This is a genomic window from Brevundimonas sp. (assembly GCF_003248455.1).
Classification (GTDB): Bacteria; Pseudomonadota; Alphaproteobacteria; order Caulobacterales; family Caulobacteraceae; genus Brevundimonas.
In genome coordinates, this window is record NZ_QFNM01000014.1 from 31,372 (window position 1) to 55,573 (window position 24,202).

Below are 24,202 nucleotides of genomic sequence, written 5' to 3' on the forward strand. Positions count from 1 at the left end.
CCTTGTTCGTTTACGGATCGCCACAGGAGTTCGCCGTGAACCAGATCGCCCGCAACGCCGGCCTCGCGCTGCTTCGTCAGCACGCCCTGATCGCTGGCGAACCCATTCCCGCGAACGGCGCCGGGATCGCCGTGGACGATCCGGCGACCGGCGAGATCATCGGCCATGTGCCGGACCTGGGCGCGGCCGAGACCGAACGGGCCGTCGCGGCGGCCGCCGAGGGTTTCGCATCGTGGTCCCGCAGCGATCCCCACAAACGCGCGGCCTTCCTGCGCGCCTGGGCCACGCTGATCGACGATCACACAGAGGGTCTGGGCGCCCTGATGGCGCTGGAGAACGGCAAGCCGTTCGAGGAGGCCAAGGGCGAGGTCGCCTACGCCAACGGCTTCTTGAAATGGTTCGCCGGCCAGGCCGAGCGGCTAATCGGCGAAACCCAGGACAGCCCGCTGGGCCATCTGATCCTGACCTATCGCGAGGCGGTCGGACCGTGCGCCCTGATCACGCCCTGGAACTTCCCGGCCGCCATGCTGACGCGAAAGCTGGGACCGGCCTTCGCGGCGGGATGCACCGCCGTGGTCAAGCCCGCCAGCCAGACCCCCTTCACCGCCATCGCCTTGGCCGAACTGGCCTATGAGGCCGGACTGCCGAAAGAGGCCCTGTCGATCGTCACCGGCGATGCGGCGACCATCGGCAAGGTGCTGACCGACAGCCCCGACATCCGAAAACTGTCCTTCACGGGCTCGACCGGCGTGGGGCGAAAGCTGGCCGAGCAGTGCGCCGCGACGTTGAAGCGCGTGTCGATGGAGCTGGGCGGGGCGGCGCCGCTGATCGTCTTCGCCGACGCCGATCTGGACCTGGCGGTGGCCGAGACCATCAAGGGCAAGTTCAGAAACTCGGGCCAGACCTGCGTCTGTCCCAACCGCGTCTATGTCGAGCGATCGGTCGCGGACGCCTACGCCGAGAAGCTGGCCGGCGAAGTGGCCGGTATCAGCGTCGGGAACGCCTTCGAGGAAGGGGTGAGGGTCGGGCCGCTGATCGAGGACAAGGCCGTCGACAAGGTCGAGAAACACGTCGCGGCGATCAAGGCCGACGGGGGTCGCGTCCTGACTGGCGGCTCGCGCCATGAACTGGGCGGCCGCTTCTTCCAGCCGACCCTGACCCTTGGCGGAAACGACGCCCTGTTTCGCGACGAAGAGACGTTCGGCCCGATGATCCCGGTCTTCGCTTTCGACACCGAGGAAGAGGCGTTGGAGAAGGCCAACGCCAGCGACTATGGCCTGGCCTCCTATCTGTTCACCCGCGACCTTGACCGGGCCATGCGCTTCAGTCGCCGGATCGAAGCGGGGATGTGCGGGGTCAACACCGGCCTGATCTCCACCGCCGTCGCCCCGTTCGGGGGGGTCAAGCAGTCGGGTTACGGCCGCGAAGGCTCGATTCACGGCATCGACGAATATGTGGACATCAAGACGGTGACGCTGGCGCTGAAATAGCGCCGGGCGGCCGGGCCTGTAATTCGCCGCACATCTGCGGCATAAGCCCGCGATGAAGTTCCTCGACCAGGCCAAGATCTATATCCGCTCCGGCAACGGCGGGGCGGGCTCCGTGTCGTTTCGACGCGAGAAGTTCATCCCCAACGGCGGCCCCGACGGCGGAGACGGCGGCAAGGGCGGCGATGTCTGGATCGAGGCGGTCGAGGGGCTGAACACGCTGATCGACTATCGCTATCAGCAGCATTTCAAGGCCCAGACCGGCCACCACGGCCAGGGCCGGCAGATGCATGGTGGCAAGGGCGAGGACGTCCATCTGAAGGTGCCGGTCGGCACCCAGGTCCTGGACGAGGACAAGGAGACGGTGCTGCTGGACCTGGATGCGCCCGGCAAGGTCGAACTGCTGCTGAAGGGCGGCAACGGCGGCTGGGGCAATGTGCGGTTCAAGGGGCCGACCAATCAGGCGCCGACCTACGCCAACCCCGGCCAGGAAGGTCAGGAACGCTGGATCTGGCTGCGGCTGAAGCTGATCGCCGACATCGGTCTGGCGGGCCTGCCCAATGCGGGCAAGTCGACCTTCCTGTCGGCCGCCAGCGCCGCCAAGCCCAAGATCGCCGACTATCCCTTCACCACCCTGGCGCCGAACCTGGGGATGGTGGACCTGTCGCCGTCCGAACGGTTCGTCATCGCCGATATTCCCGGCCTGATCGAGGGCGCCAGCGAGGGCGCGGGGCTGGGCACCCGGTTCCTGGGCCATGTCGAACGCTCGGCCAGCCTGATCCACCTGATCGACGGCACGCAAGACGACGTGGCCGAGGCCTATCGCATCATCCGCGGCGAGTTGGAGGCTTACGGCGAGGGCTTGGCGGACAAGGCCGAAATCCTGGCGCTGAACAAGATCGACGCCCTGACCCCCGAGGCGCGCGAGGAGAAGGCGGCCGAGCTGGAAGCGGTCGCCGGTCGGCGCCCAATGCTGGTGTCGGGCGTGTCGGGCGAAGGCGTGCCCGCCCTGCTGCGCGCCGCCTGGGCCGAGGTGAAGAAGACGCGCGGCGCCCTGGCCGGCGAGACGGAAGCGGACCAGGTCAGCGGCTGGCGACCCTGATCAGGTGTCGGCGGTCGGCTCCGGCCCGGCCCTGTGCCGGGTCGCGGCCTTCTCCTCGGCATAGGGCTGGCCGTCGCCGGACAGCAGCACGGCCATCCAGCGCGATCCCCTGAACTCGGCCAGGATGGCCATGGCCATCACCGCAAGCGGCGTGGACAGGAACATGCCTGCGACGCCCCACATCTTGCCGCAGAAGGCAAGGGCCAGCAGCACCACCACCGGGTCGATATTCTGGTTGTCGCCCTGCATGCGCGGCTGGATGAAGTTGCCGACCACGAACAGGATGAGCTGAAGCCCGACCAGCAGGATGGCGGCCGGCCAGTAGCTTTCGAACTGAACCAGGGCGAACAGCGGCGGCGCCAGGCCCGCGACCGCCCCGCCCAGCACCGGAATGAAGCCGACGACGAAGATGACGAAGGTCCAGAACTCCGCGTTCTGCAGCCCTACCGCCCGCATCAGGCCCCAGGCCACGACGCAGATCATCGCGCCCGTCACCGACTGGACCCAGATATAGCCCTCGACGCCGCCGCGCACGCGCTCGAACACCGCCACCGCCTCGTCGCGCTGGGCCTTCTGCGGGAACATGGTGACGATCTTCTTTCGAAAACCAGCCTGGGAAGCCAGGAGGAATCCGAGATAGACCAGGACGAAGAAGGCGCCCGAGGCGATGCCTTGGACTTGGAAGGCCAGGGTCGTCAGCCAGCCGCGCACGTCCACCCCGTTGACCAGATCCTGGGCCGTGGGGGGATTGTCCAGCCGGAACAGGGCGTAGCCGTCGCGGATGATCTGGTCGATCCGCGGCCCCAGGTTCTGCGACACGCCCGAGGCCTCGCCGAAGAAGCCGGCCGCCCCGTTCACGATGATGGCGATGGAGGCGAAGAAGGCCAGCACCACCAGCGTCAGGGCCGCGATTCCGGCCCAGCGGTGGCCCAGCGGCGTTCGCGCCTCCACCGATCGCTTCACCCCGTCGATCATGATCAGCAGGAATATGGCCATGGCCAGGGGCGTCAGTATGTCCCTCAGCCAATACAGGGCCGCCCCCGCCGCCACGGTGGCGATCAGGGCCACGGCGTTTCGGGACACGCTCGAGGACGGGACGGCGACAGGGGTTTTCATCCCTGTGTTGTCAAGCCGTGCGGCGGCCGCGTCAATCGCTGTTCCGGCCGTGTTTCGAACGCGCTAAGGCTTAGGCTGACGACCCCAACCGGAGACCCTGATGTCCGACACCCCGCCCGGCCTGTTCCTCGGCCAGTCCGACGCCGCCCAGCCCGAGAACCTGCTGTTCAACCGGGCCAACCGTCATGGAGTGGTCGCCGGCGCCACAGGCACGGGCAAGACGGTGACGCTGCAGATCATGGCCCAGGGCTTTTCCGACGCGGGCGTGCCGGTCTTCTGCGCCGACGTGAAGGGCGACCTGTCGGGCATTTCCCAGGTCGGCGCGCCGAACGAGAAACTGTTGGCCCGCGCGGCCGAGATGGGCCTAACCCTGACGCCGCGCGCGGCGCCGGTCGTCTTCTGGGACCTGTATGGCCAGAAGGGGCATCCGATCCGCACCACGGTCTCGGAGATCGGTCCGGTGCTGATGGCGCGGATGCTGGATCTGAACGACGTGCAGGAAGGCGTGCTGACTGTCGTCTTCCACGTCGCCGACAAGGAGGGCCTGCTGCTGCTGGACCTCGACGATCTGCGCAGCCTGCTGGTCTATGTGGGCGAGAACGCCGAGCGGATCGGGCGCGAGGTGGGCAATGTGGCCCCCGCCTCCATCGCCGCCATCCAGCGGTCCCTGCTCCAGATCGAGCAGCAGGGCGGCGCCGCCTTCTTCGGCGAGCCGGCCCTAAAGCTGGAGGACATGATCCGCGTTGGCCTGGACGGCCGGGGCCAGGTCAACGTGCTGGACTCCACGCGGCTTATGAACAGCCCGCGCCTGTATGCCGCCTTCCTGCTGTGGCTGCTGTCGGAACTGTTCGAACAACTGCCGGAGGTGGGCGACCCGGAAAAGCCGCGTATGGTCTTTTTCTTCGACGAGGCGCACCTGCTGTTCGACGACGCCCCGCGCGCCCTTCTGGAAAAGGTCGAACAGGTGGTGCGGCTGATCCGGTCCAAGGGCGTCGGGATCTATTTCGTCACCCAGAACCCCGCCGACATCCCCGACACCGTCCTGGCCCAGCTGGGCAACCGCATCCAGCATGCGCTGCGGGCCTATACGCCGTCCGAGCAAAAGGGGTTGAAGGCGGCCTCCCAAAGCTTCCGCGCCAACGTCGCCTTCGACACGGCCGAGGCCATTCAAGCCCTGGGCGTTGGCGAGGCGCTGGTGTCGGTGCTGGACGAAAAGGGCGCGCCCACCATCGTGGCCCGCACCAAGATCAGGCCGCCTGCCTCACGTCTGGGGCCGGCGACGGACGCCGAGCGGGCGGCGGTCATGGCCGCCAGCCCGGTGCGGGGCCTCTACGACCAAGTGCTGAACCGCGAGTCCGCCGCCGAAATCCTGTCCAACCGCCACATCGCCGATCAGGCCGAGGCGCAAGCCCAGGCCCAGGCGAAAGCCCGGGCAGAGGCGGACAAGGCCGCCCAGGCGCAGGCCAGGGCCCAGGCCAAAGCTCAGGCGCAGGCCGGGCGCACAGTCGCGACAGGCGCCCGCCGCTCCACCCGCGAAACGCCGATGGAGGCCCTGACCAAGTCCGTGCTGCGCACGGCCGGATCGACCCTGACTCGCGAACTGATGCGCGGCATCCTGGGCGGACTGAAGCGCCGCTAAGGATCGGAGCGGGACTTGCAACCGGGCGGGGGCGAGCGCATCTCCCGCCCATGTTCATCCAGACCGAACCCACGCCCAATCCCAATGTGCTGAAATTCCTGCCCGGCCGCGACGTGTCCCCGGCCGCCGCGCTCGAATACCGCACCATCGACGAGGCGACCGCTTCCCCCCTCGCCGAGGCCCTGTTCGAACTGGAGGGCGTCGACGGCGTCTTCTTCGGCGCCGACTATGTCTCGGTGACGCGCAAGGCTCAGGGGCCGGACTGGTCGGAGATGAAGGCGCCCATACTGGGCGTCGTCATGGATCATTTCGTCTCCGGCCAGCCGCTGACGCGCGGCGGCGAGACAGACGACCACGCTCAGGACGACAGCGAGGTCGTCACGGAAATCAAGGCCCTGCTGGACAGCCGCATCCGCCCGGCGGTCGCCCAGGACGGCGGCGACATCCTGTTCGATTCCTTCGACGAGGAAACGGGCGTGCTGGCCTTGCGGATGCGCGGCGCCTGCGCCGGCTGTCCGTCGTCCGCCGCCACGCTGAAGGCCGGCGTCGAGCAGATGATGCGCCACTATGTGCCCGAGGTGACGCGGGTCGAGCAGACGCTCTGACCGCCTGAAACGGTTTCATCCTCGCCACGGACGCCGGCTTGCGCCATCCTAGCCGCGATGCCGCGTTTCACCCCCGATCCCGCAGCCCTGCGTCTGGGCGAAGCCCTGGCCGCGCTGCGCCGAGAGCGCGGGCTGTCCCAGGCCGAGGCCGGCGCGCGTTTGGACATGACCAGCCAGGGATGGGGGCTTTACGAGGCCGGTCGCCGATCCGGCCTGTTTCGCCCCGATGTGCAACGCCGCCTGACAGGCGCCCTCGATTCGACGCCCGAGGCGCTGGCGCTGCTGGCGTCCGCCGGCGAATCGCACGGCGACGCCGATCCTTCGCCCTCCGGCGTCGAGAGCCGCGGGCGGGCGTTCATGGACAGCCCCCCGTCGGACGCCGTGCGGCGTCTCCAAATCTTGGACGATCGGCTGTCGCCCTGGGCTGTCTCGGGCGTCGTCGTGGAGTATCGGCCCGGGGTCTGGCCGAGGCGGGGACAGGGCTGCGTGATCGAGACCGTCGAAGGCGACATCAGGGTCTGCGTCTATGAGGGCGGCGACGCCGAAACGATCAAGGTTTTCGGCGCCGGTTCCCTGGACCGCGCAGAGACCATCGCGCGCGACCGCATCCGCCGCCTGTCCGCCGTTACCGCGCGCATCGAAACGTCATGAAACGAAATCGTTGCGTTTCATGCCGAGTCGTGAAACATTGCCGTCATGGCCGAGAACGCTTCTAGATCGCCCCGCGCCTCGGAACCCGTCGATCGCTATGTGGGATCGCAGATCGCGGCGCGACGCATGGCGCTGGGCTTGTCGCAAACCGCCCTCGCCGAGCGGGTGGGCGTCAGCTTCCAGCAGGTTCAGAAATATGAAAGCGGGCGTAACCGCATATCGGCCTCGCGCCTGCACGGGCTGGCGCAGGCGCTGGGCGCGCCGATCCAGGCCTTCTTCCCCCAGGCGATGGGCCCCACCGACGACGGCGACCTGTCCCTGATCCGGGCGGTCGGCGCCACGCCCGAGGGCCGGGCCATGGCGCTGACCTTCTCGCGCATGGAGAACCGCGCCGTCCGCCAGGCCTTGACGAGGCTGGTGGAGGTTCTGGTCCAGGCCGCCTAAAAGGCCGTCATGAAACTTCTGGTGATCGATACGGCGCTCGGCGCCTGCACGGCGGCGGTGTTCGCCGATGGAGGCCCCCTGGCCGTTCGGTTCGAGCCGATGGCCAAGGGCCACCAGGAGCGGCTGGGCGGGCTGGCGCGCGACGTGGTGGCCGAGGCCGGCGGCGGTTTCAAAAGCCTGGACCGTATCGGCGTCACGGTCGGCCCCGGTTCCTTCACCGGCCTGCGCGTCGGCCTGGCCTTCGCCCAGGGGCTGGGCGCCGCCCTGGATCGCCCGGTCGTGGGGGTCTCGACGCTGGACGCCCTGGCGGCCTCTTTGGACGCCGAGGACCGGCCGGTCGCCGCCCTGGTCGATGCGCGGCGCGGCCAGGTCTACGCCCGGTTGTTCGCCGCCGGCGCCCCGCTCGGCGAGGCCCAGGCCCTTTCGCTGCAAGAGGCGGCGCAGCGGATTGCGGACCTCGGCCCGGCGGTCTCGCTGATCGGCAATGGCGCGACGGTCCTGACCGAAGCCTTCCCCGACCTGGCCTTTTCGCAAAGGGACGACCGGGTCGCGCCGGCCCCGCAAGCCCTGGCCCGTCTGACCGCGGACCGAGACCCGGTTAGCAATCCTCCCCGCCCGCTCTATCTGCGCGCGCCCGACGCCACGCCCCCCAGCCGCCTGCCGGGCCAGTCGCGCCAGACTGCGGCATGACCGAAAGCACCACCGAGTCTGAGATGGCGGAACATCTGGCCGCCCTGCACGCCCAGGCCTTCGCCGCGCCCTGGGACGCCGCGGCCTTCGCCGATCTGCTGGCCCAGCCGGGCGTCCTTCTGGGGGTCGAGCCGGACGGCTTCATCCTGATCCGGGTCATTCTGGACGAGGCGGAAATCCTGACCCTGGCGGTCCGGCCCGGTGCGCGTCGCCGGGGCCTGGGCCGCCGCCTGGTCGAACGCGCCTGCGACGCCGCCGCGACGGCCGGCGCCCACAGCCTGTTCCTGGAAGTCGCGGAGGACAATGCGGCGGCCCGCGCCCTCTACGCGCGCGCCGGCTTCGTCGAGATCGGCCGACGCAAGGCCTATTACGCCGGAGCCGACGGGCGCCGGACCGACGCCCTGGCGCTACGGCGCGACCTGTCTGGCCCGCGCGTCACGCCGACGCTTCCCTGACGCGCGTCGAACCCCTATTCTAGGGTCATGGACCGGATCGAAAAACTCTGCGCCGAACGCGGCATGCGCATGACCGAACAGCGTCGGGTGATCGCCCGGGTGCTGTCCAACGCCGAGGATCATCCCGATGTCGAGGAGTTGTACCGCCGCGCCTCGGCCATCGACCCGCACATCTCCATCGCCACCGTCTATCGCACCGTGCGCCTGTTCGAAGAGGCGGGCGTGGTCGAAAAGCATGACTTCGGCGACGGCCGCAGCCGCTACGAAGAGGCGGGCGACGACCATCACGACCACCTGATCGACACCAAGTCGGGCGAGGTGATCGAATTCTTCGACGCCGAGATCGAACGGCTCAAGTCCGAGATCGCCGAACGTCTGGGCTTCCAGCTGATCGGTCACAAGCTGGAGCTTTACGGCGTCGCCATCGAGGGGGCCGAACCGTCCAAGCGCGAAGGCCTGATCTTCACGCGCCACGCCGCCCGCGTCGATCCCGCCGACGTGGATGCCGGTTGAGGCCCGCCTTGCCGGGATGGACGCGGGCGACCATAAGCCCGACATGACCCAGACCCCGTTTTCCCAAGCCGAGACGGCGGCCGAGAAGCGTCTGTTCATCAAGACCTACGGCTGCCAGATGAACGTCTATGACTCGGAGCGCATGGCCGATGTGCTGCGCCCGCTGGGCTACGCCACGACCGACGACGCGGCCGAGGCCGACTTCGTCATCCTGAACACCTGCCACATTCGCGAGAAGGCGGCCGAGAAGATCTATTCCGAGCTGGGCAAGCTGCGCGAGATGCGCGACGAACGCCGCCAGGCCGGCCGGGACATGACCATCGCCGTCGCCGGCTGCGTCGCCCAGGCCGAGGGCGAGGAGATCATGCGCCGCCAGCCCGCGGTCGACATCGTCGTCGGCCCCCAGGCCTATCATCAGCTGCCCGAACTGCTGACGCGCACGGCGCGGGCGCGGGGCGAGCGGATCGGCGCCGACTTCGCCCCCGACGACAAGTTCGACGCCCTGCCCGTCGCGCGGGGAACGACGGGGCCGACCGCCTTCCTGACCGTGCAGGAGGGGTGCGACAAGTTCTGCACCTTCTGCGTGGTGCCCTATACGCGCGGGGCGGAATGGTCCCGGCCGCTCCATGCCGTGCTGGAAGAGGCGCGCCAGTTGGCCGGGCGCGGGGTGCGCGAAGTCACCCTGCTGGGCCAGAACGTCAACGCCTATGACGGCGAGCGCGCGGACGGCAAGAAGGCGACCCTGGCCGAGCTGGCCTACGCCCTGGCCGACATTCCCGGGCTGGACCGCATCCGCTATACGACCAGCCATCCCAACGACATGTCGGACGACCTCATCGCCGCCCATGCCGACCTGGACGCCCTGATGCCCTATCTGCACCTGCCGGTTCAGGCGGGATCGGATCGCATCCTGCGGCTGATGAACCGCAAGCACGGCCGCCAGAAATATCTCGACCTGATCGCGCGCATACGGGCGGCGCGGCCCGACATGGCGCTGTCGGGCGACTTCATCGTCGGCTTCCCCGGCGAGACGGACCGGGAGTTCGAGGAGACGTTGGACCTGGTGCGTCAGGTTCGGTACGCCTCGGCCTTCGCCTTCATGTATTCGCCCCGCCCCGGCACGCCCGCCGCCGGCATGGGCAGGCAGGTCGAACCGGAGGTCGCCAGGGAACGGCTGCAAAGGCTGATCGCCCTGGTGAGCGAACAGCAGGTCGCCTTCAACCAGGCCCAGGTCGGGCGGACCCTGAACGTCCTGTTCGAACGGCCGGGCCGGCACCCCGAACGGCGCCAGGCCATCGGCCGTTCGCCCTATCTGCAGTCGGTCCATGTCGACGATGCGGATCATCTGATCGGCCGGATCGTTCCTGTTCAGATCCTGTCCGGCCGGCAGAACAGCCTGCATGGCCATCTCATCTCCCAGCAAAAGGCGGCTTAGTGGCGCGCGAGTCCGAGTTCATCCCCCTAAACGACGCCGAATTGCGCGCCGTGATCGGGCCCAACAGCCGCCACGTCGCCCTGATCGAGGACGCCTTCAAGGTGTTGATAGAGGCGCCGGGCGGCGGCGTTTCGGTCAATGGCGGCACGCGCGATCGCTCCGACGCCCGCCGGGTGGTCGAAGACCTGGCCAAGCGCGCGGCCCTGGGCGCAGATGTCACCGAGGCGGACGTGCGCGCCGCCCTGGGCCAGGCGCGCGGCGGCAAGGGCACGCCCGGCATGACGGCGGCCGGCGTCTCCCTGCCCGGCGGCAAGCGGGGCGCCATCGTGCCCAAGACCAAGGCCCAGGCGGCCTATCTGGACATGCTGGGCCGCTGCGAACTGAGCTTCGGCGTCGGACCGGCCGGGACGGGCAAGACCTTCCTGGCGGCGGCCTATGGCGCATCGCTGCTGCGGCGCGGCCAGGTGGATCGGCTGGTCATCACCCGGCCGGCGGTCGAGGCGGGCGAGAAGCTGGGTTTCCTGCCCGGCGATCTGAACGAGAAGGTCGATCCCTATCTGGCCCCGATCTGGGAGGCGCTGAACGACATCCTGGGACCCGAGGACGTGCAGCGCCGTCGCGACAAGGGCGAGATCGAGGCCGCCCCCATCGCCTTCATGCGCGGCCGCACCCTCAGCCACGCCTTCGTCATCGTCGACGAGGCTCAGAACACATCGCGGCTGCAGATGAAGATGGTGCTGACGCGCCTGGGCGAGGGCGCGCGGATGGTGGTGACGGGCGACCCGTCGCAGGTCGACCTGCTGAATCCGCGCGATTCCGGCCTGGCCCACGCCCTGCGGATTCTGGACGGGGTGCAGGGGGTCGGCGTCCTGAAGTTCGAGGCCTCGGACGTGGTGCGACACGCCATGGTCGAGCGGATCGTGCGCGCATATGACGCCGACGCGGCGAAAGGGCGCCCCGCGCCCGACCTCGAAGACCCCGCATGATCGAGATCGAGGTCGAGGCGGACGATTGGACCGTCGCCCTGGCGGATGTCCAGGCCGTGGTCGAACGCGCCGCCGGCGCGGCCCTGGGGACGGTCGCAGGGGATGTGGTCGTCCTGCTGACCGACGACGCCGCCGTGCGCGATCTGAACGCCCGGTTCCGGGACAAGGACAGGCCGACCAACGTCCTGTCGTTTCCCGCGCCCGAAAGCGCCGCGCCGCACCTGGGCGACATCGTCCTGGCCTATGGCGTCTGCGCGGCCGAGGCCGAAACCCAGGGCAAGACCCTGGCCGATCATCTGAGCCATCTGGTGGTCCACGGCGTGCTGCATCTGCTGGGCCGGGACCACGTGAACGACGCCGAGGCGGAGGAGATGGAGGCCGAGGAGCGCGACGTCCTGGCCCGGATCGGGGTCGGCGACCCCTATGCCGGCGATTTCGCCTAGAGTTCAGCCAGGACCGACCGATGTTTCCCGACGCCCTGCTGAACCGTATCGCCGCCCCGATCCGCGCCCTGCCCCAGCGCCGGCGCGCCTGGATCTGGCGACTGATTCGCGTGGCCCTGGCCCTGCTGGCCGGAGCCGGGACGGCCTTGGCCCATCCGCCGTTCGGCGTTCTGATCGGTCTGTTGGGCTATCCGCTGCTGATGATCCTGTCGGAGCGGTCCGACACGGTGCGCGGCGCCTTCTGGATGGGTTGGCTGGCCGGTTTCGCCTATTTCTTCATCGGTTGCTGGTGGGTGGCCGAGGCGTTTTTCGTCAATCCCGACCAGGCGTGGATGGCGCCGTTCGCGGCCAGCCTGCTGCCGGCGGGCCTGGGCCTGTTCTGGGGCGCGGCCTGCGCCCTGTATCGTCGCTTCGCGCCGCTGGGGGCGGTGCGGGTCCTGTTGTTCGCCGCCCTGTTCTGCGCCGCCGAATGGCTGCGCGGCCATGTGCTGACCGGCTTCCCGTGGAATCCGGCCGGGGCGACCTGGCGCGCGGGCGGCGGCATGTCCCAGTTCGCCTCGGTCGTCGGCGTCTACGGACTGAGCCTGATCACCGTCGCGGCGACCGCCGCCTTCGCTCCGCTGATCGGGCCGGGCGAGAGGCGCAACCGCCTAGTCTCGGCCGGCCTGGGCGCCCTGGCCCTGATCGCGGTCGGCGTGTTCGGCGCGGTTCGGCTGGCGCAATCGCACCTCGAGTTCACCGATACGGTCGTGCGTCTGGTCCAAGCCGATGTGAAGCAGGAGACCAAATGGTCGCCCGAGGCCTATCGCTCCATCGTCGATCGCTATGTGGCCCTGACCGGCCAGGCGGCGGCGCGAACCCCAGATGTCGTGGTCTGGCCGGAAGGCGCCCTGCCCGCCTCGGCCAACAACGTCTTCGCCTCGGCCGACGCCGCCGCCATCGCCGGCGCCCTGCGGCCCGGCCAGACCCTGCTGATGGGACTGGCGCGCGGCGAGGCCGACCCGGCCGCGCCAGAGGGCGCCCGCTATTACAACAGCCTGTTCGCCCTGGCCGACGAGGGCGGGGCGGGTCTGCGGATCACGGCGGTCTACGACAAGCACCGGCTGGTGCCGTTCGGCGAATATCTGCCGCTGGGTTCGCTGATGACGTCCCTGGGTCTGCGCAGCCTGGTGCATATGCCCAGCGACTTCTCCGCCGGCCCGACGCCCGCGCCGATCGCGATGCCGGGCGCGCCGCCGGCCCAGGTGCTGATCTGCTACGAGAGCCTCTATCCCGGCTTCACCCCCGGCGCGGCAGGGCGGCCGGACTGGATCGTCAACGCCTCGAACGACGCCTGGTTCGGGGCCACGTCCGGCCCGCGCCAGCATCTGAACCTGGCCAGTTATCGCGCCATCGAGACCGGCCTGCCCATCGCGCGCGCCACCCCGACGGGGATTTCGGCCATGATCGACCCGTGGGGCCGGATCGTTGACGGCGAACGGCTGGAGCCCGGCGTCATGGGGGTTATCGACGCCCCCCTGCCCCGTCCGGTCGGGATCACCCCCTACGGCCGGCTGGGCGATTGGCCGCTGGCGCTGATGTTGCTAACGGCGTTCACCATGTCCTTGGCGCCGTCCTTTCGCCGATCTAGGGTCCGGTCGAATCGGTTGGCGATCTGAGGCGGGGGAGCGAGACCATGGCGCGTGAAAAAGGCGAAGAGTCGCATCCCGTCGATCGCCATGTCGGCCGCCGCGTGCAGGAGAAGCGGCTGGACCTGGGCCTGACCCAGACGGCGCTGGCCAAGGCCGTCGGCGTCAGCTTCCAGCAGGTGCAGAAGTATGAAAAGGGCGCGAACCGCGTTTCGGCCTCGAAACTGTTCGAGATGGCCGAGTTCATGCAGGTCGGCATTCCCTTCTTCTTCGAGGGCTTCCATCAGACCCAGCCGGGCGTGGCCGAGGACGACGCCCCCGGATTCGATCACGAACACCGCCCGACCAAGAACAGTCTGGAGATCGCCCGGCTGGCGCCGCGCCTGCCCGCGCGCAGTCAGAAGCTGATCGTGGACATGATGCGCGAAATCCTGGGCGAAGGCGGCGACAAACCGCGCTGATCGCGCCTTATCCGACCCCCGTGATCTCGGCGGCCTGACCCGCCACGATCACTTCGTCTCCCACGCGGCGGCCCATGACGGCGCGTGCCAGGGGCGAAACATGGCTGACGGAGCCGCTCGCGGGATCGGCCTCGTCCTCGCCCACGATGCGCCAGGTCTGGGCGCGGCCGTCGTCGCGTTCGATGGTGACCCAGCCGCCGAAACGCACCGCGCCCTCATCCTCGCCCGGCTCGACCAGCTGGGCCGAGGCGCGGCGGGCGGACCAGTAACGCAGGTCGCGCGTGGCGCGCGCCATGGCGGTGCGGTCGCTTTCAATGGAGCCCTGCAGCTGGGCGGCCGTATAGGCGGCGCGCGCCGCGGCCAGTTCGGCCTCGATCATCGCCAGGCCCTGCGGCGTGACCAGATTGGGATGGGGCGAGATCGGGCGGTCCGCCAGGTCGGCGGCGGTGGCCTCGAGATCTTCCTCTCGGGTGAAGGCGACGCTCATGACACGGAGCATAGCGAAGCCGACGACTATAGCCAGCGCGGCCGCGACCGGGCAAAGCGGGGCGATGACCCCGCCCGCAAATCAGGTCCATGTGATCGGCGCCGGCCCCGCCGGGCTGATGGCCGCCGAACGGCTGGCCCAGGCTGGTCTTCGGGTGGTCGTCCACGAGCGGACGCCGTCGGTCGCACGAAAACTCCTGATGGCCGGGCGGGGCGGGCTGAACCTGACCCATTCCGAACCCCTGGAGGCGTTCGTCGGGCGCTACGGCGACGCTCGAACTACCGTGGCCGGCTGGCTGGACGTCTTTTCGCCCGCCGATCTGGTCGCCTGGGTCCAGGGCTTGGGCCAGCCCGCCTTCGTCGGCTCCAGCGGGCGCGTCTTCCCCAAGGCGATGAAGGCCTCGCCCCTGCTGCGGGCCTGGCTGGCGCGATTGGAAGGGCTGGGGGTCGAGGTGCGCACCCGCTCGCGCTGGATCGGCTGGCGCGACGGGGCGCTGGCGTTCGACACCCCCGACGGCGAGCGGCTGGAAAGGCCGGCCGCCGTGGTCCTGGCCCTGGGCGGCGCCAGCTGGTCGCGTCTCGGATCTGACGGCGCCTGGATGGCCTGGCTGGATGCGCCGACGACGCCGTTCCGCCCTGCCAATGCTGGCTTTGACGTCGCCTGGTCGCCCCTGTTCCGCGATCGGTTCGCCGGCCGGCCGCTGAAGGGAATCGCCGTAACGCACGCCGACCGGACCGTGCGGGGCGAGGCGATGATCGCCCTCTATGGCCTCGAAGGCGGCGCGATCTACGCCCTGTCGGCGTCTCTTCGCGAGGCGGTGGCGGCGGATGGCAAGGCCGAGATCCGCATCGACCTGAAGCCCGACATGGCGGCCGGGCGGCTGACCGAACGGCTGTCGAAACCGCGCGGCAAAGCCAGCCTGTCCAATCATCTGCGCAAGGCCGTCGGGCTGGACCCGGCGGCCGTCGCCCTGTTGCATGAGGCCGGCCCCCTGCCGTCGTCGCCGCGCGCCCTGGCCGAACGGGTCAAGGCCTCGCCGCTGAATCTAACGGGGATGCAAGGCCTGGAGCGGGCCATATCCTCGGCGGGCGGGGTCCGGCTGGACGGCGTGGACGACCGGCTGATGCTGCGCGGCCGGCCGGGCGTCTTCGTCGCCGGCGAGATGCTGGACTGGGAGGCGCCGACGGGCGGCTATCTGCTTCAGGCCAGCTTCGCCTCGGGCGTGGTCGCGGCCGCCGGGGTGATCGCCTGGCTCGACAGATAAGGCAGAGGCGGGCAGGGTCGGCCCATCCCAGCAGGAGTTTTCCGATGCGCCACGCCTATGCCGCCGTTTCCGCCCTGGCCCTGACGACGGCCTGCGCGCCCGCCCTGGCCCAGTCGGCCACCGTCATCGACCCGGCGCGGATGAACGAGGCGGTGCGGGTGCTGGCGTCGGACGAATTCGAAGGCCGCGCGCCCGCCTCGCCCGGCGAGGAGAAGACGGTCGCCTGGCTGGTCGAACAGTTCCGCGCGGCGGGCGCCCAGGGCGGCGGACCCGACGGCGCCTTCGTCCAGATCGCCCATCTGTCGCGCACGCGCCAGGACGGTCCCGCCAGCGTCGCCGCCCATGTGGGCGGCCGCACCATCGCCATGGAACGCGGCCCGGATGTGCTGGTCTCCAGCGATCGGCCCGTGAACCACATCACCGTGACCGACGCGCCCGTGGTGTTCGTCGGCTATGGGGCGACCGCGCCCGAGCGACAGTGGGACGATTTCAAGGGCGTGGACGTGCGCGGCAAGATCGTCGTCGTCCTGGTCAACGACCCCGATTTCGAAGCGCCCGAGGGCGATCCCGTCGCGGGGCGGTTCGACGGGCAGGCCATGACCTTCTACGGCCGCTGGACCTACAAATTCCAGGAGGCGGCTAGGCGGGGCGCAGCGGGCGTGCTGGTGGTGCACGAGACGAAGGGGGCCGGATACGGCTGGTCGACGCTGCAGAACTCGTCCGCCGCGCCCAAGTTCGATATCGTACGCGCCAATCCCGACGCCGAACGCGCGCCTTTCCAGGGGTGGATTCAGCAGGCGAAGGCGCAAGAGTTGTTCGCCGCCGCCGGCCTGGATTTCGCCGCCTTGAAGGCCAGCGCCCGCCGCGCCGACTTCCGCCCCGTCGCCCTGCCCGGCCTGACGATGAGCGTCGATTTCGGCCAGATCGCCGACCGGGTCGAAACCAAGAACGTCATCGCCCGCATTCCGGGCGCCGAACGGCCGAACGAGACCGTGATGTACGGCGCCCACTGGGACGGCTACGGCGTCGGCACGCCGAACGCCCAGGGCGACAATATCTATAACGCCGCCGTGGACAATGCGACCGGCGTCGCTGCCCTGCTTGAGCTGGCCCGCGCCTTCGCCGAAGGCCCGCGTCCGAAACGGTCGGTCCTCTTCGCTGCCTGGTCGGGCGAAGAGGCGGGCCTCTTGGGCTCGACCTATTACGCCGCCAATCCGGTCTGGCCGCTGGAGACCACGGTCGCCGACATCAATGTCGACAGTCTGTTGCCGGGGACCGAGATCGATCCGAACGTGGTCGTCATCGGCAAGGGCAAGAATCAGCTGGACGACGTCCTGGCGCGTCATGCGGCCCAGGCGGGCCGCGCCCTGATCGCCGACCCGGCGCCCCAGGCCGGGGCCTTCTATCGTTCCGACCACTTCCCCCTGGCCCTGAAGGGCGTGCCCGCCCTGTTCCCGGCGGCGGGCTTCACCGGCGCCAGCGCCGCCAGTCGCGACTATGTGCGGAGCCGCTATCATCAGCCTACAGATGAATGGGATGAAACCTGGCGCATGGATGCGGCGGCGGCCGACGTAGCCCTGATCTACGCCGTCGGTCGAGAACTGGCCGACAGCGAACAGTGGCCGGAATGGAACGCAGGCGCGGAGTTCGGACCGGCGCGGGATGCGTCGAAGACCGCGCGACGCTGAAATCCCAAGGTCGTCGTTCGGGCGTCGAAGGACAAACCGGGAGGATCTTACAGTTCCAGTTGAAGTTCCGGCGCGGCGGCGGTGGTCGCGGCGCCCAGCGGCAGGTGCAGGATGAAGGCGGCGCCCTTGCCCGGCTCGCTCTCGACCTCGGCCCAGCCGCCGTGCAGTTCGACCAGCGCCTTGACCAGGGCCAGTCCCACGCCCGGGCCGCCCCGCTCGCGCCGCACGAAGCGGTCGAAGACGTGGGCCTGCAGATGATAGGGAATGCCGCGCCCGGTGTCGGACACGGTCAGCCGGATTTCGCTCGGCCCGGTTTCGGCCTTCAGCACCACCGCCCCGCCGTCGGAAACCGCCCGGGCGGCGTTTTCCAGCAGGTGATCCAAGGCCTGACCGATGCGGTGCTGGTCCGCGCGGATCGGCTTCAGATCGTTCGGACAGACGATGCCGAGGGTCGCGCCTCGCCCTTCGATCCGTGCGCGGACTTTTTCACCGGCCTCGACCAGCAAACCGCGGACGCGCAGGTCCCCCAGCGACAGCTCCATTTCGCCGGCGTCGATCTGGGCCATGTCCAGAACGTCGTCGATGGAACGGGCCAGCTGGCTGGCGGCGACGCGGATGGCGCCCGCGTGCTGGCGGCTGCGCTCGGGCAGCTCGCCCATCGTCTCCAGCAGTTCGGAATAGCCGACAATGGTCGTCAGCGGCGTTCGCAACTCATAGGAGACGCTGCCGACGAACTCGCGCTTCAGGGCCTGGCTTTCGGCCAGGGCCTGTTCGCGCTGGACCAGGGCCTGTTCCAGGCCGCGCCGGGCGGTCACGTCGGAAAACGCCACCAGGGTCGCGCCGTCCGGCAAGGGGCGGGTCTGCCAGGCGGCGACGCGGCCGTCGACCGTGCGCCCCTCGCCCGAAATGGCCACGCGGCTTTCGGGATCGGGGTCGGCGACGCGCGCCTTCAGCCCCAGCCAAAGAGCGGGATCGGGCAGCACGGCCTTGCACAGTTCGGCCAGGGCGTCGAAATCAGAGGCCGTGGCGATCCGCTCGGCCGACAGGCTCCAGAAGGTCTCGAACGCCTCGTTGTGCAGCCTCAGCCGTCCGTCCGAGCCGAACACGGCGACCGCGTCGTTCAGCTTGTCCAGGGTCGCGCGCTGGACCTGGATCTGGGCGTTGAAGCGACTGCGCAGCTTGAGCTCGTCGGTGATGTCCGAGAAGATCAGCAGTATGCCGCCCAGCGGGTGGGGCTGGCGAACGACGCGCAGGGTCCGACCGTCGGGCAGGGACCAGCTGTCGTCGGGCGAGGCCTCGGACGCGCCGTAGAAGTCCAGCTCGTGCGCCTTCCAACCGGCGTAGTCCACCACCTCGGGCAGGCTGCGGCGCTGACGCAGGCGGTCCAGCAATTCGGCGTGGGTCGGGCGTTCGTCCAGCCAGGCCGGGTCGATGTCGAACAGGGTCTGGAAGGCGGTGTTGTGGAAGGCCAGCCGCTTCTGCGGGCCGAAGATGGCCACGGCGTCGGCTAGATGGTTCAAAGTCTCGTCATGCGCCTCGACGTGGCGGCGCAGGGTGTCGCGGGTCTCTTCCGCCTCGGTCACGTCGATGGCGAAGGCGGTGACGGCGCCGCCGCCGGCCGGTTCGGCGATGATCCGCCAGGCGCGTCGGGCGCCGCCGCCGGTGGTCCAGCGGAAACCCTCCTGGCGCACGCCCAGCCGCGCAGCCTCGGCCACCAGGGCGTCGGCGCCGCGATCAAACGACAGCCCGCTCTCGATGGCGGCGTCCAGGCTCTCGGCGTTGATGGCGGTCAGCCAGGCGCGGTTGGCCCAGGCCAGCTTGCCCGCGCCGTCCACCACCCAGGTCGGGGTCGGCGAGGCGTCGCCGAGCATGGCCAGGCCGCTTTCGGTCGCATCGGCCCCGGTCAGGGTGATGCGCGAGGCCGGCGACAGGCGCAGCCAGGCCACGCCGCCCGCGACCCGCCCCTCGATCCGCCAGGGTTCGACCGCGTCCAGCGCCGTCAGCCCCTCGAACGCCTGACCCTGATCGACCAAGGCATCGACAAGGGCGCCGTGGCTTTGTCTCAGGCGGGCCAGGACGGCGGCGCCCACGTCGTCGCCTTCCTCGGCCAGCCGCGCCACCAATTCGGCCGAGCCGATGGGGGCGCCGGCCGCCCGGCCGTCGGGCGTCAGGGCCAGGCTGACGTCGTCGAAGGCGCGCAGCATGGCGTCGTGGCGGCCCAGGCTGTCCAGGGCCTCGGTCCGTTCGCGCTCGGCGGCGTCGGCGGCCGCTTTCAGCCGCCCGCGCAGCAGCAGCGCCCAGGCGCTGACGGCCATGGCCAGTCCGGCTGCGCCCGCGGTGGCGACATAGGCGATGTCGGCCTCGGCCATTCGTGTCCCTGGAGAGTTTCAGCCCCGATTCGCCAACCATAACGCCAACCGCGCGAAAATGCGGCAGTCTCGTGCTCGCGTCATCGCGCCTCGTTGCGAAGCCGGGCGAGGGCGGCGATATCGCAGCGATGACAGACCTGCTCGCCCCCTCGCTCGACGACTTCGCCCGGCTGGCGCGCGAGGCCTTCGACGCCCTGCCCGCCCCCTTCCGCCAGGCGGCGGGCGAGGTGGTGATCCGCATCGACGACTTCGCCGACGACGCCACCTTGGCCGAAATGGAGATCGAAGACCCGTTCGAACTGACCGGCCTGTATCACGGGGTGGACATCGGCCGGCGCGACAGCCTGGGCCCGGCGGCCGAGCCCTCGCGGGTCTTTCTCTATCGCCGCCCGATCTTGGACGAATGGTGCGAGCGGGGCGACGTGGGGATCGGCGAACTGATCGCCCACGTCCTGATCCACGAGATCGGCCACCACCTGGGACTGACCGACGACGACATCGACGCCATCGAGGACGAAGCGGACTGAGCGTCGGTCAGCGATCCGCCGGATAGGGCGTCGTCACCGCGCCCGAAATCATGCCCGGAACGGCCTCGCCCAGCCCCAGCAGGATGAACTGGATGGCCAGGGCGCACAGGATCAGGCCCAGCACCCTGACCACGATGGCCATGCCCACCTCGCCCAGCAAGCGGCTGAGCGAGCCGGTCAGGGCGAAACAGACGAAGGACACGGCGCAGGCGGCGGCAATGGCGACCAGAGAACCGACCGTTCCGGCATAGCCCAGCTTGGCCGCCTCGCCCGCCTGGATGATGACCGCCGAAATGGCGCCCGGCCCGATCATCAGGGGAATGGCGAAGGGCACGACCAGCCGCTGGAACCGGCGACGCGCATAGCCGCGCACGTCCTTGGCGTCGGTCAGCGCGTCCTTATCGGCGAACATGGCCAGGAAGTCGCCCCGCGCCATGTCCAGCCCCAGGAACAGCAGCAGGACGCCCCCCGCGATGCGGAAGGCGGCCAGCGAAATGCCGAAGAACTGCAGCAGCCCCAGGCCCGTGAACAGGAAGAAGGCTAGGAAGAGGGTGGCGAAGGCGCAGATCAGGGCCGAGACGGAAATCCGCTGGCGCAGCGTCGCCCCGGCCGTGGCGGCGGCGAAGATGGGCAGATTGCCGATCGGGTCCAGCAGGGCGAACAGGGTCACGAACAGGTTGACACCCAAATCGACTGCGTTCATCGCCTGCCCTCGCCTTCAATCCATCCACGCCGCTCGCCGACGCGCCCCTGGCGTTCGGCATAGCCGCTAAGCGCAAGTCCGTCGATGACCCAGCCCCCTGTTGCGACGCCCAATCGCGCGCCCGACGAACGGATCATCTGCGCCCTGGACGTGCCGACGCCCGCCGAGGCCGCCGCCCTGGTCGAACGTGTCCAGGACGCGGTCGGTTTCTACAAGATCGGACTCCAGCTGTTCGCGGCCGGCGGCATGGGCCTGGCGCACGACCTGAAGGCGCAGGGGCGCAAGGTCTTTCTGGACTGGAAGCTGCACGACATCGGCGCGACGGTGGAGAAGGCGACGGCCGGCCTGGCCGGGTCCGGTTGCGACCTGCTGACCGTCCACGCCCGCCCCCAGGTGATGGCGGCGGCGCGGCGCGGAGCCGAGGGGTCGAGCCTGAAGGTGCTGGGAGTCACCGTCCTGACCAGCCTGACGGCCGAGGATCTGGCCGCCGACGACCACAGCCTGCCGCCGGCCGAACTGGTGGAGTTGCGCGTGCGTCAGGCGCTGGACGCGGGGCTCGACGGCGTCGTCTCCAGCCCGCACGAGGCGGCGCGCGCCCGCGCCCTGGCCGGCGCGGCGGGGCGCGCGGACTTCCTGGTCGTGACGCCCGGCGTGCGGCCGGTCGGCGCGGCCCTGGACGACCAAGCGCGGGCCGCGACGCCGGCGGCCGCCCTTCAGGCCGGCGCGACCCATCTGGTGATCGGCCGGCCGATCACGGCGGCGGCCGATCCGCGTGCGGCGGCCCTGGGCATCGCCCAAGACATCGCCCTGATCTGACACGGACCAGGGCGACGATTCAGCCGGGGCTGCGCGGGACGCTCAGCCGCGTTCGCCAGGCTCCTGGGCGTAGCCGTGGCGGGGCGGCGCCTGGGGCGCCGGCGCTTCCGACGGCGGCAGGTCGCCGTAATAGCCCGAGGGCGGCGGCGGGGGCGGAGGAGGCGGCGGGGCCGTGTTCACTTCCGGCGGCGCCACATAGACCTGGGCCGGCGCGACGTTGACCGGGGCCGACTGCACATAGACCGGCGACTGATCGACATAGACCGGTCCGCCGACCTCGACCTGGGCGGGGGCGACATTGACCTGGGCCGGGGCGACCTGCACGCGCTGCGGACCGATGTTGACTGGCGCCGACTGCACATAGACCGGGGCCTGATCGACATAGACGGGCGGGCCGACATCGACCTGGGCCGGGGCCAGGTTTACCTGCGGCGGAGCCACCTGGACACGTTGCGGCCCGATGTTGACCGGCGGCGCCTGCACATAGATGGCCGGCTGTTCGATATAGGTGGGCGGCCCCATCTCGATCTGGGGCGGGGCGATGTTCACCGGCGACGGGGCGACATAGATGCGCTGGGGCGCGACATGGACCGGCGGGGCCTGGAGATAGGCGGGGGCCGGTTGGACGTAACGCTGCTCATAGCGCTGCTCGTAGCGGACGGGCGGGCGGCAGTCGCAATCGGCGGGACGGCCCTGCTGATACGGACGCCAGCCGATATAGTCCCGACCGAAGCCGTAGACGGGGTAGCCGACCGGGGCGCTGACCGGCGGACGGCCGATCAGGACAGGCGGGGAAGCGATGAAGCCGCCGCCGTATCCCCCACCGTAATAGCCGTCCGAATAGCCGCCCGATCCCACATAGGTCGCGCCGCCGCCGACATAGCCGCGCTGGAAGCTGGACGAACTGGAGTAGGAACGGGCGTTGATGGCGGAATAGCCGGTCGCGCCGGCATAGGCGCCGGCGTTCGCATAGGCGTGCGATCCGCCGTTCACGTTCACATTGACGTTGTGGTTGGCGTTGTAGTTCCCGCCGCCGTAATGGCCGCCGCCCCCGCAGCCGCCGCCGCAACCACCGGCATGGCCGCCTCCATAGCCGCCGCCGTGACCGCCGGGGCCTCCGGCCAGAGCGGGCGCCGCCGAGAGCAGCAGGGCCGCCGACGCGGCGGTGATCATCGACTGTATCGTCACGGGACAGACTCCTCTGAGTTGTCCCGACACTGGCAAGACCGGCGCCTGTTTCTTAAGCGACGGTTAACGTCCGAGACGCCGCGTCAGAAATCGACGGCGATGCCCTTCTTCTCCCAATCGCCGAACCGGGTCGGTTCCGGGCCTGTCGGGCCGCCGTGCTCGGGGTCGGCATTCGCCGCCTTGGCCTGGGCGCGCCGATCGGCCGCCTCCTGCAGGGCGCGCCGGGCGATCTCGCTCAGCGGACGTTCGGGCGTGGCGTGGGGGACATCCGCATTGAAGGGAGGGCTTTCGGCCGCCGTGCGGCGGTCGCCGTCCGGCGCGGGGGTGGGATGTTCGGTCACAGGGCGGCTCCCTTGAGGCTTCGTGCGCCTTTCCTCAAATAGACGATCAGACCCGTGACGCCAGACGCTGCGGCCGGATCGGGCAGGAACCGCGATGAACCATCTGAAGACCTTCGTCCTGCTGGCCGCGATGACCGCCCTGTTCATGGGCGTCGGTTATCTGATCGGCGGCGCGACCGGCATGGCAATCGCCCTGCTGTTCGCGGGCGCGATGAATCTGTTCAGCTACTGGAACGCCGACAAGATCGTGCTGAAGATGTACCGCGCCCAGCCGGTCGACGAACAGCATCCCAACGCCGTAGTTCGGAACTATGTCGCCGACGTGCGCCAGATGGCGCGCGACGCCGGCCTGCCCCAACCCCGGGTCGCCATCATTCCCAATGACCAGCCAAACGCCTTCGCCACCGGCCGCAACCCCCAGAACGCCGCCGTCTGCGCCACCACCGGCCTCCTGGACATGCTGACGCGCGAGGAGGTGCGCGGAGTGATGGCGCACGAGTTGGCCCATGTGAAGAACCGCGACACCCTGATCATGACGGTGACGGCGACCATCGCGGGGGCCATCGCCGCCCTGGCCAACTTCGCGATGTTCTTCGGCGGCGGCCAGGATCGTGAACGGCCGGGCGGGATCATCGGAACCCTTGCCCTGATGCTGTTGGCGCCGATGGCGGCGGGTCTGGTGCAGATGGCCATCAGCCGGGGCCGCGAATACGAGGCCGACCGCGTCGGCGCCGAGATCGCCCGCGATCCCCAGGCCCTGGCCAGCGCCCTGCAGAAGATCGAGGCCTACGCCAAGCGGATCCACAATCCGACGGCCGAGCGCAATCCGGCCTCGGGGCAACTGTTCATCATCAATCCGCTGGCGGGACGCGGTGCGGACAATCTGTTCTCGACCCATCCCGCGACGGGCAATCGGGTGCGGGCGCTGATGGAGCTGGGCGCCCGGATGGGAATGCAGCCCCGGCCGCAAACGCCAGGCATGACCCAGCCGCGTCCCGCCGCCGGCTTCGCCGCGACCACGGGCGTCCCCGCCACCCCGGCCGAGCCGCGCGGCCCCTGGGGATAGCGGCCCCTGGGGGATAGCTGTCGCGCAAAGACGGGTGAGGCCGATCGCCGCGCCGGAAAAGCGTTGCTCGGGGTTTGCACTCGGGTCCCGGATCGCAT

General features: G+C 69.8%; 25 protein-coding genes. 19 read left to right on the forward strand and 6 right to left on the reverse strand.

All coding sequences use genetic code 11. The features are described from left to right. Positions 1-35: 35 nt before the first annotated feature. Both DI624_RS06960 and obgE read left to right on the forward strand, forming a co-directional pair. Positions 36-1,490 carry an NAD-dependent succinate-semialdehyde dehydrogenase gene (locus DI624_RS06960; RefSeq protein ID WP_291536997.1) on the forward strand — a complete coding sequence of 485 codons (1,455 nt, stop codon included), beginning with the start codon at positions 36-38 and terminating at the stop codon, positions 1,488-1,490. 52 nt (positions 1,491-1,542) lie between these two features. Continuing rightward, positions 1,543-2,589 (forward strand): GTPase ObgE, encoded by a 1,047-nt coding sequence (obgE, locus tag DI624_RS06965; protein WP_291536999.1) that lies wholly within the window; start codon positions 1,543-1,545, stop codon positions 2,587-2,589. Here the strand turns inward: obgE and DI624_RS06970 are convergent, their stop codons facing one another. After that, entirely contained in the window at positions 2,590-3,705 is a 1,116-nt protein-coding gene (locus tag DI624_RS06970; protein ID WP_291537000.1) for an AI-2E family transporter, read from the reverse strand. A gap of 100 nt (positions 3,706-3,805) precedes the next feature. On the opposite strand from DI624_RS06970, the gene DI624_RS06975 reads away from it, so the two are divergent. The 12 genes from DI624_RS06975 to DI624_RS07030 are packed head-to-tail and all read left to right on the forward strand — an operon-like array spanning position 3,806 to position 13,655. Then, positions 3,806-5,344, forward strand: coding sequence for a helicase HerA-like domain-containing protein (locus DI624_RS06975; protein ID WP_291537001.1), 1,539 nt, complete (start codon positions 3,806-3,808; stop codon positions 5,342-5,344). Positions 5,345-5,394: 50 nt separating this feature from the next. Next, complete coding sequence (locus DI624_RS06980) at positions 5,395-5,949, forward strand: NifU family protein (RefSeq protein WP_291537002.1); 555 nt, start codon at positions 5,395-5,397, stop codon at positions 5,947-5,949. 57 nt (positions 5,950-6,006) lie between these two features. Further along, positions 6,007-6,600: a helix-turn-helix transcriptional regulator gene (locus DI624_RS06985; protein WP_291537003.1), complete on the forward strand. Its 594-nt coding sequence runs from the start codon at positions 6,007-6,009 to the stop codon at positions 6,598-6,600. Between the two features lie 45 nt (positions 6,601-6,645). Next, complete coding sequence (locus tag DI624_RS06990; RefSeq protein WP_291537004.1) at positions 6,646-7,044, forward strand: helix-turn-helix transcriptional regulator; 399 nt, start codon at positions 6,646-6,648, stop codon at positions 7,042-7,044. 9 nt (positions 7,045-7,053) lie between these two features. Further along, positions 7,054-7,734, forward strand: coding sequence for a tRNA (adenosine(37)-N6)-threonylcarbamoyltransferase complex dimerization subunit type 1 TsaB (gene tsaB, locus DI624_RS06995; protein WP_291537005.1), 681 nt, complete (start codon positions 7,054-7,056; stop codon positions 7,732-7,734). Next, complete coding sequence (gene rimI / locus DI624_RS07000; RefSeq protein WP_291537007.1) at positions 7,731-8,189, forward strand: ribosomal protein S18-alanine N-acetyltransferase; 459 nt, start codon at positions 7,731-7,733, stop codon at positions 8,187-8,189. The genes tsaB and rimI overlap by 4 nt, the downstream gene beginning before the upstream one ends. Positions 8,190-8,216: 27 nt before the next feature. Then, positions 8,217-8,702: a Fur family transcriptional regulator gene (locus tag DI624_RS07005; protein WP_291537009.1), complete on the forward strand. Its 486-nt coding sequence runs from the start codon at positions 8,217-8,219 to the stop codon at positions 8,700-8,702. Between the two features lie 43 nt (positions 8,703-8,745). Next, on the forward strand, positions 8,746-10,137 hold the full coding sequence (miaB, locus tag DI624_RS07010; protein WP_291537011.1) for a tRNA (N6-isopentenyl adenosine(37)-C2)-methylthiotransferase MiaB: 1,392 nt from the start codon (positions 8,746-8,748) through the stop codon (positions 10,135-10,137). After that, on the forward strand, positions 10,137-11,123 hold the full coding sequence (locus tag DI624_RS07015; RefSeq protein ID WP_291537012.1) for a PhoH family protein: 987 nt from the start codon (positions 10,137-10,139) through the stop codon (positions 11,121-11,123). Before miaB ends, DI624_RS07015 begins: the two co-directional genes overlap by 1 nt. Beyond that, on the forward strand, positions 11,120-11,566 hold the full coding sequence (ybeY, locus tag DI624_RS07020; protein WP_291537014.1) for an rRNA maturation RNase YbeY: 447 nt from the start codon (positions 11,120-11,122) through the stop codon (positions 11,564-11,566). Before DI624_RS07015 ends, ybeY begins: the two co-directional genes overlap by 4 nt. A gap of 20 nt (positions 11,567-11,586) precedes the next feature. Then, positions 11,587-13,224, forward strand: a complete 1,638-nt coding sequence (lnt, locus tag DI624_RS07025) for an apolipoprotein N-acyltransferase (RefSeq protein WP_291537016.1) — start codon at positions 11,587-11,589, stop codon at positions 13,222-13,224. A 17-nt stretch (positions 13,225-13,241) separates the two neighbouring features. Then, a complete protein-coding gene (locus DI624_RS07030) occupies positions 13,242-13,655 on the forward strand; it encodes a helix-turn-helix transcriptional regulator (protein ID WP_291537018.1) in 414 nt (137 codons plus the stop codon). Between the two features lie 7 nt (positions 13,656-13,662). Here DI624_RS07030 and greA read toward each other — a convergent pair whose 3' ends face one another. Then, positions 13,663-14,142, reverse strand: coding sequence for a transcription elongation factor GreA (gene greA, locus DI624_RS07035; RefSeq protein ID WP_291537020.1), 480 nt, complete (start codon positions 14,140-14,142; stop codon positions 13,663-13,665). A 64-nt stretch (positions 14,143-14,206) separates the two neighbouring features. Here greA and DI624_RS07040 point away from each other — a divergent pair, with 64 nt between their 5' ends. Both DI624_RS07040 and DI624_RS07045 read left to right on the forward strand, forming a co-directional pair. Further along, on the forward strand, positions 14,207-15,406 hold the full coding sequence (locus DI624_RS07040) for a TIGR03862 family flavoprotein (protein ID WP_291537022.1): 1,200 nt from the start codon (positions 14,207-14,209) through the stop codon (positions 15,404-15,406). Positions 15,407-15,450: 44 nt separating this feature from the next. After that, positions 15,451-17,094 (forward strand): M28 family metallopeptidase, encoded by a 1,644-nt coding sequence (locus DI624_RS07045; protein ID WP_291537023.1) that lies wholly within the window; start codon positions 15,451-15,453, stop codon positions 17,092-17,094. 47 nt (positions 17,095-17,141) lie between these two features. Here DI624_RS07045 and DI624_RS07050 read toward each other — a convergent pair whose 3' ends face one another. Further along, positions 17,142-19,463 carry a PAS domain-containing sensor histidine kinase gene (locus DI624_RS07050; protein ID WP_291537025.1) on the reverse strand — a complete coding sequence of 774 codons (2,322 nt, stop codon included), beginning with the start codon at positions 19,461-19,463 and terminating at the stop codon, positions 17,142-17,144. Positions 19,464-19,591: 128 nt separating this feature from the next. Between DI624_RS07050 and DI624_RS07055 the strand changes: the two genes are divergently transcribed. After that, positions 19,592-19,990 carry a metallopeptidase family protein gene (locus DI624_RS07055; RefSeq protein WP_291537026.1) on the forward strand — a complete coding sequence of 133 codons (399 nt, stop codon included), beginning with the start codon at positions 19,592-19,594 and terminating at the stop codon, positions 19,988-19,990. Between the two features lie 7 nt (positions 19,991-19,997). On the opposite strand, the gene DI624_RS07060 is transcribed toward DI624_RS07055, so the two are convergent. Beyond that, positions 19,998-20,693, reverse strand: a complete 696-nt coding sequence (locus DI624_RS07060; RefSeq protein ID WP_291537027.1) for a MarC family protein — start codon at positions 20,691-20,693, stop codon at positions 19,998-20,000. 84 nt (positions 20,694-20,777) lie between these two features. On the opposite strand from DI624_RS07060, the gene pyrF reads away from it, so the two are divergent. Next, positions 20,778-21,509 (forward strand): orotidine-5'-phosphate decarboxylase, encoded by a 732-nt coding sequence (pyrF, locus tag DI624_RS07065; protein WP_291537028.1) that lies wholly within the window; start codon positions 20,778-20,780, stop codon positions 21,507-21,509. 42 nt (positions 21,510-21,551) lie between these two features. Here the strand turns inward: pyrF and DI624_RS07070 are convergent, their stop codons facing one another. Both DI624_RS07070 and DI624_RS07075 read right to left on the reverse strand, forming a co-directional pair. Then, positions 21,552-22,697: a hypothetical protein gene (locus DI624_RS07070; protein ID WP_291537029.1), complete on the reverse strand. Its 1,146-nt coding sequence runs from the start codon at positions 22,695-22,697 to the stop codon at positions 21,552-21,554. Positions 22,698-22,780: 83 nt separating this feature from the next. Beyond that, positions 22,781-23,038 carry a DUF1674 domain-containing protein gene (locus tag DI624_RS07075; RefSeq protein ID WP_291537030.1) on the reverse strand — a complete coding sequence of 86 codons (258 nt, stop codon included), beginning with the start codon at positions 23,036-23,038 and terminating at the stop codon, positions 22,781-22,783. Between the two features lie 94 nt (positions 23,039-23,132). On the opposite strand from DI624_RS07075, the gene htpX reads away from it, so the two are divergent. Next, entirely contained in the window at positions 23,133-24,104 is a 972-nt protein-coding gene (gene htpX / locus DI624_RS07080; protein WP_291537031.1) for a zinc metalloprotease HtpX, read from the forward strand. Positions 24,105-24,202: the final 98 nt, after the last annotated feature.

Bases quoted from the DNA above. Each gene is read 5' to 3' on its own strand.
- DI624_RS07055 (WP_291537026.1), top strand. From the start codon at position 19,592: ATGACAGACCTGCTCGCCCCCTCGCTCGACGACTTCGCCCGGCTGGCG.
- DI624_RS06980 (WP_291537002.1), top strand. From the start codon at position 5,395: ATGTTCATCCAGACCGAACCCACGCCCAATCCCAATGTGCTGAAATTC.
- lnt (WP_291537016.1), top strand. From the start codon at position 11,587: ATGTTTCCCGACGCCCTGCTGAACCGTATCGCCGCCCCGATCCGCGCC.
- DI624_RS07005 (WP_291537009.1), top strand. From the start codon at position 8,217: ATGGACCGGATCGAAAAACTCTGCGCCGAACGCGGCATGCGCATGACC.
- DI624_RS07030 (WP_291537018.1), top strand. From the start codon at position 13,242: ATGGCGCGTGAAAAAGGCGAAGAGTCGCATCCCGTCGATCGCCATGTC.
- pyrF (WP_291537028.1), top strand. From the start codon at position 20,778: ATGACCCAGCCCCCTGTTGCGACGCCCAATCGCGCGCCCGACGAACGG.
- miaB (WP_291537011.1), top strand. From the start codon at position 8,746: ATGACCCAGACCCCGTTTTCCCAAGCCGAGACGGCGGCCGAGAAGCGT.
- tsaB (WP_291537005.1), top strand. From the start codon at position 7,054: ATGAAACTTCTGGTGATCGATACGGCGCTCGGCGCCTGCACGGCGGCG.
- ybeY (WP_291537014.1), top strand. From the start codon at position 11,120: ATGATCGAGATCGAGGTCGAGGCGGACGATTGGACCGTCGCCCTGGCG.
- DI624_RS07040 (WP_291537022.1), top strand. From the start codon at position 14,207: ATGACCCCGCCCGCAAATCAGGTCCATGTGATCGGCGCCGGCCCCGCC.
- obgE (WP_291536999.1), top strand. From the start codon at position 1,543: ATGAAGTTCCTCGACCAGGCCAAGATCTATATCCGCTCCGGCAACGGC.
- DI624_RS07060 (WP_291537027.1), bottom strand. From the start codon at position 20,693: ATGAACGCAGTCGATTTGGGTGTCAACCTGTTCGTGACCCTGTTCGCC.
- greA (WP_291537020.1), bottom strand. From the start codon at position 14,142: ATGAGCGTCGCCTTCACCCGAGAGGAAGATCTCGAGGCCACCGCCGCC.
- htpX (WP_291537031.1), top strand. From the start codon at position 23,133: ATGAACCATCTGAAGACCTTCGTCCTGCTGGCCGCGATGACCGCCCTG.
- DI624_RS06975 (WP_291537001.1), top strand. From the start codon at position 3,806: ATGTCCGACACCCCGCCCGGCCTGTTCCTCGGCCAGTCCGACGCCGCC.
- DI624_RS07050 (WP_291537025.1), bottom strand. From the start codon at position 19,463: ATGGCCGAGGCCGACATCGCCTATGTCGCCACCGCGGGCGCAGCCGGA.
- DI624_RS06970 (WP_291537000.1), bottom strand. From the start codon at position 3,705: ATGAAAACCCCTGTCGCCGTCCCGTCCTCGAGCGTGTCCCGAAACGCC.
- rimI (WP_291537007.1), top strand. From the start codon at position 7,731: ATGACCGAAAGCACCACCGAGTCTGAGATGGCGGAACATCTGGCCGCC.
- DI624_RS06985 (WP_291537003.1), top strand. From the start codon at position 6,007: ATGCCGCGTTTCACCCCCGATCCCGCAGCCCTGCGTCTGGGCGAAGCC.
- DI624_RS07045 (WP_291537023.1), top strand. From the start codon at position 15,451: ATGCGCCACGCCTATGCCGCCGTTTCCGCCCTGGCCCTGACGACGGCC.
- DI624_RS06990 (WP_291537004.1), top strand. From the start codon at position 6,646: ATGGCCGAGAACGCTTCTAGATCGCCCCGCGCCTCGGAACCCGTCGAT.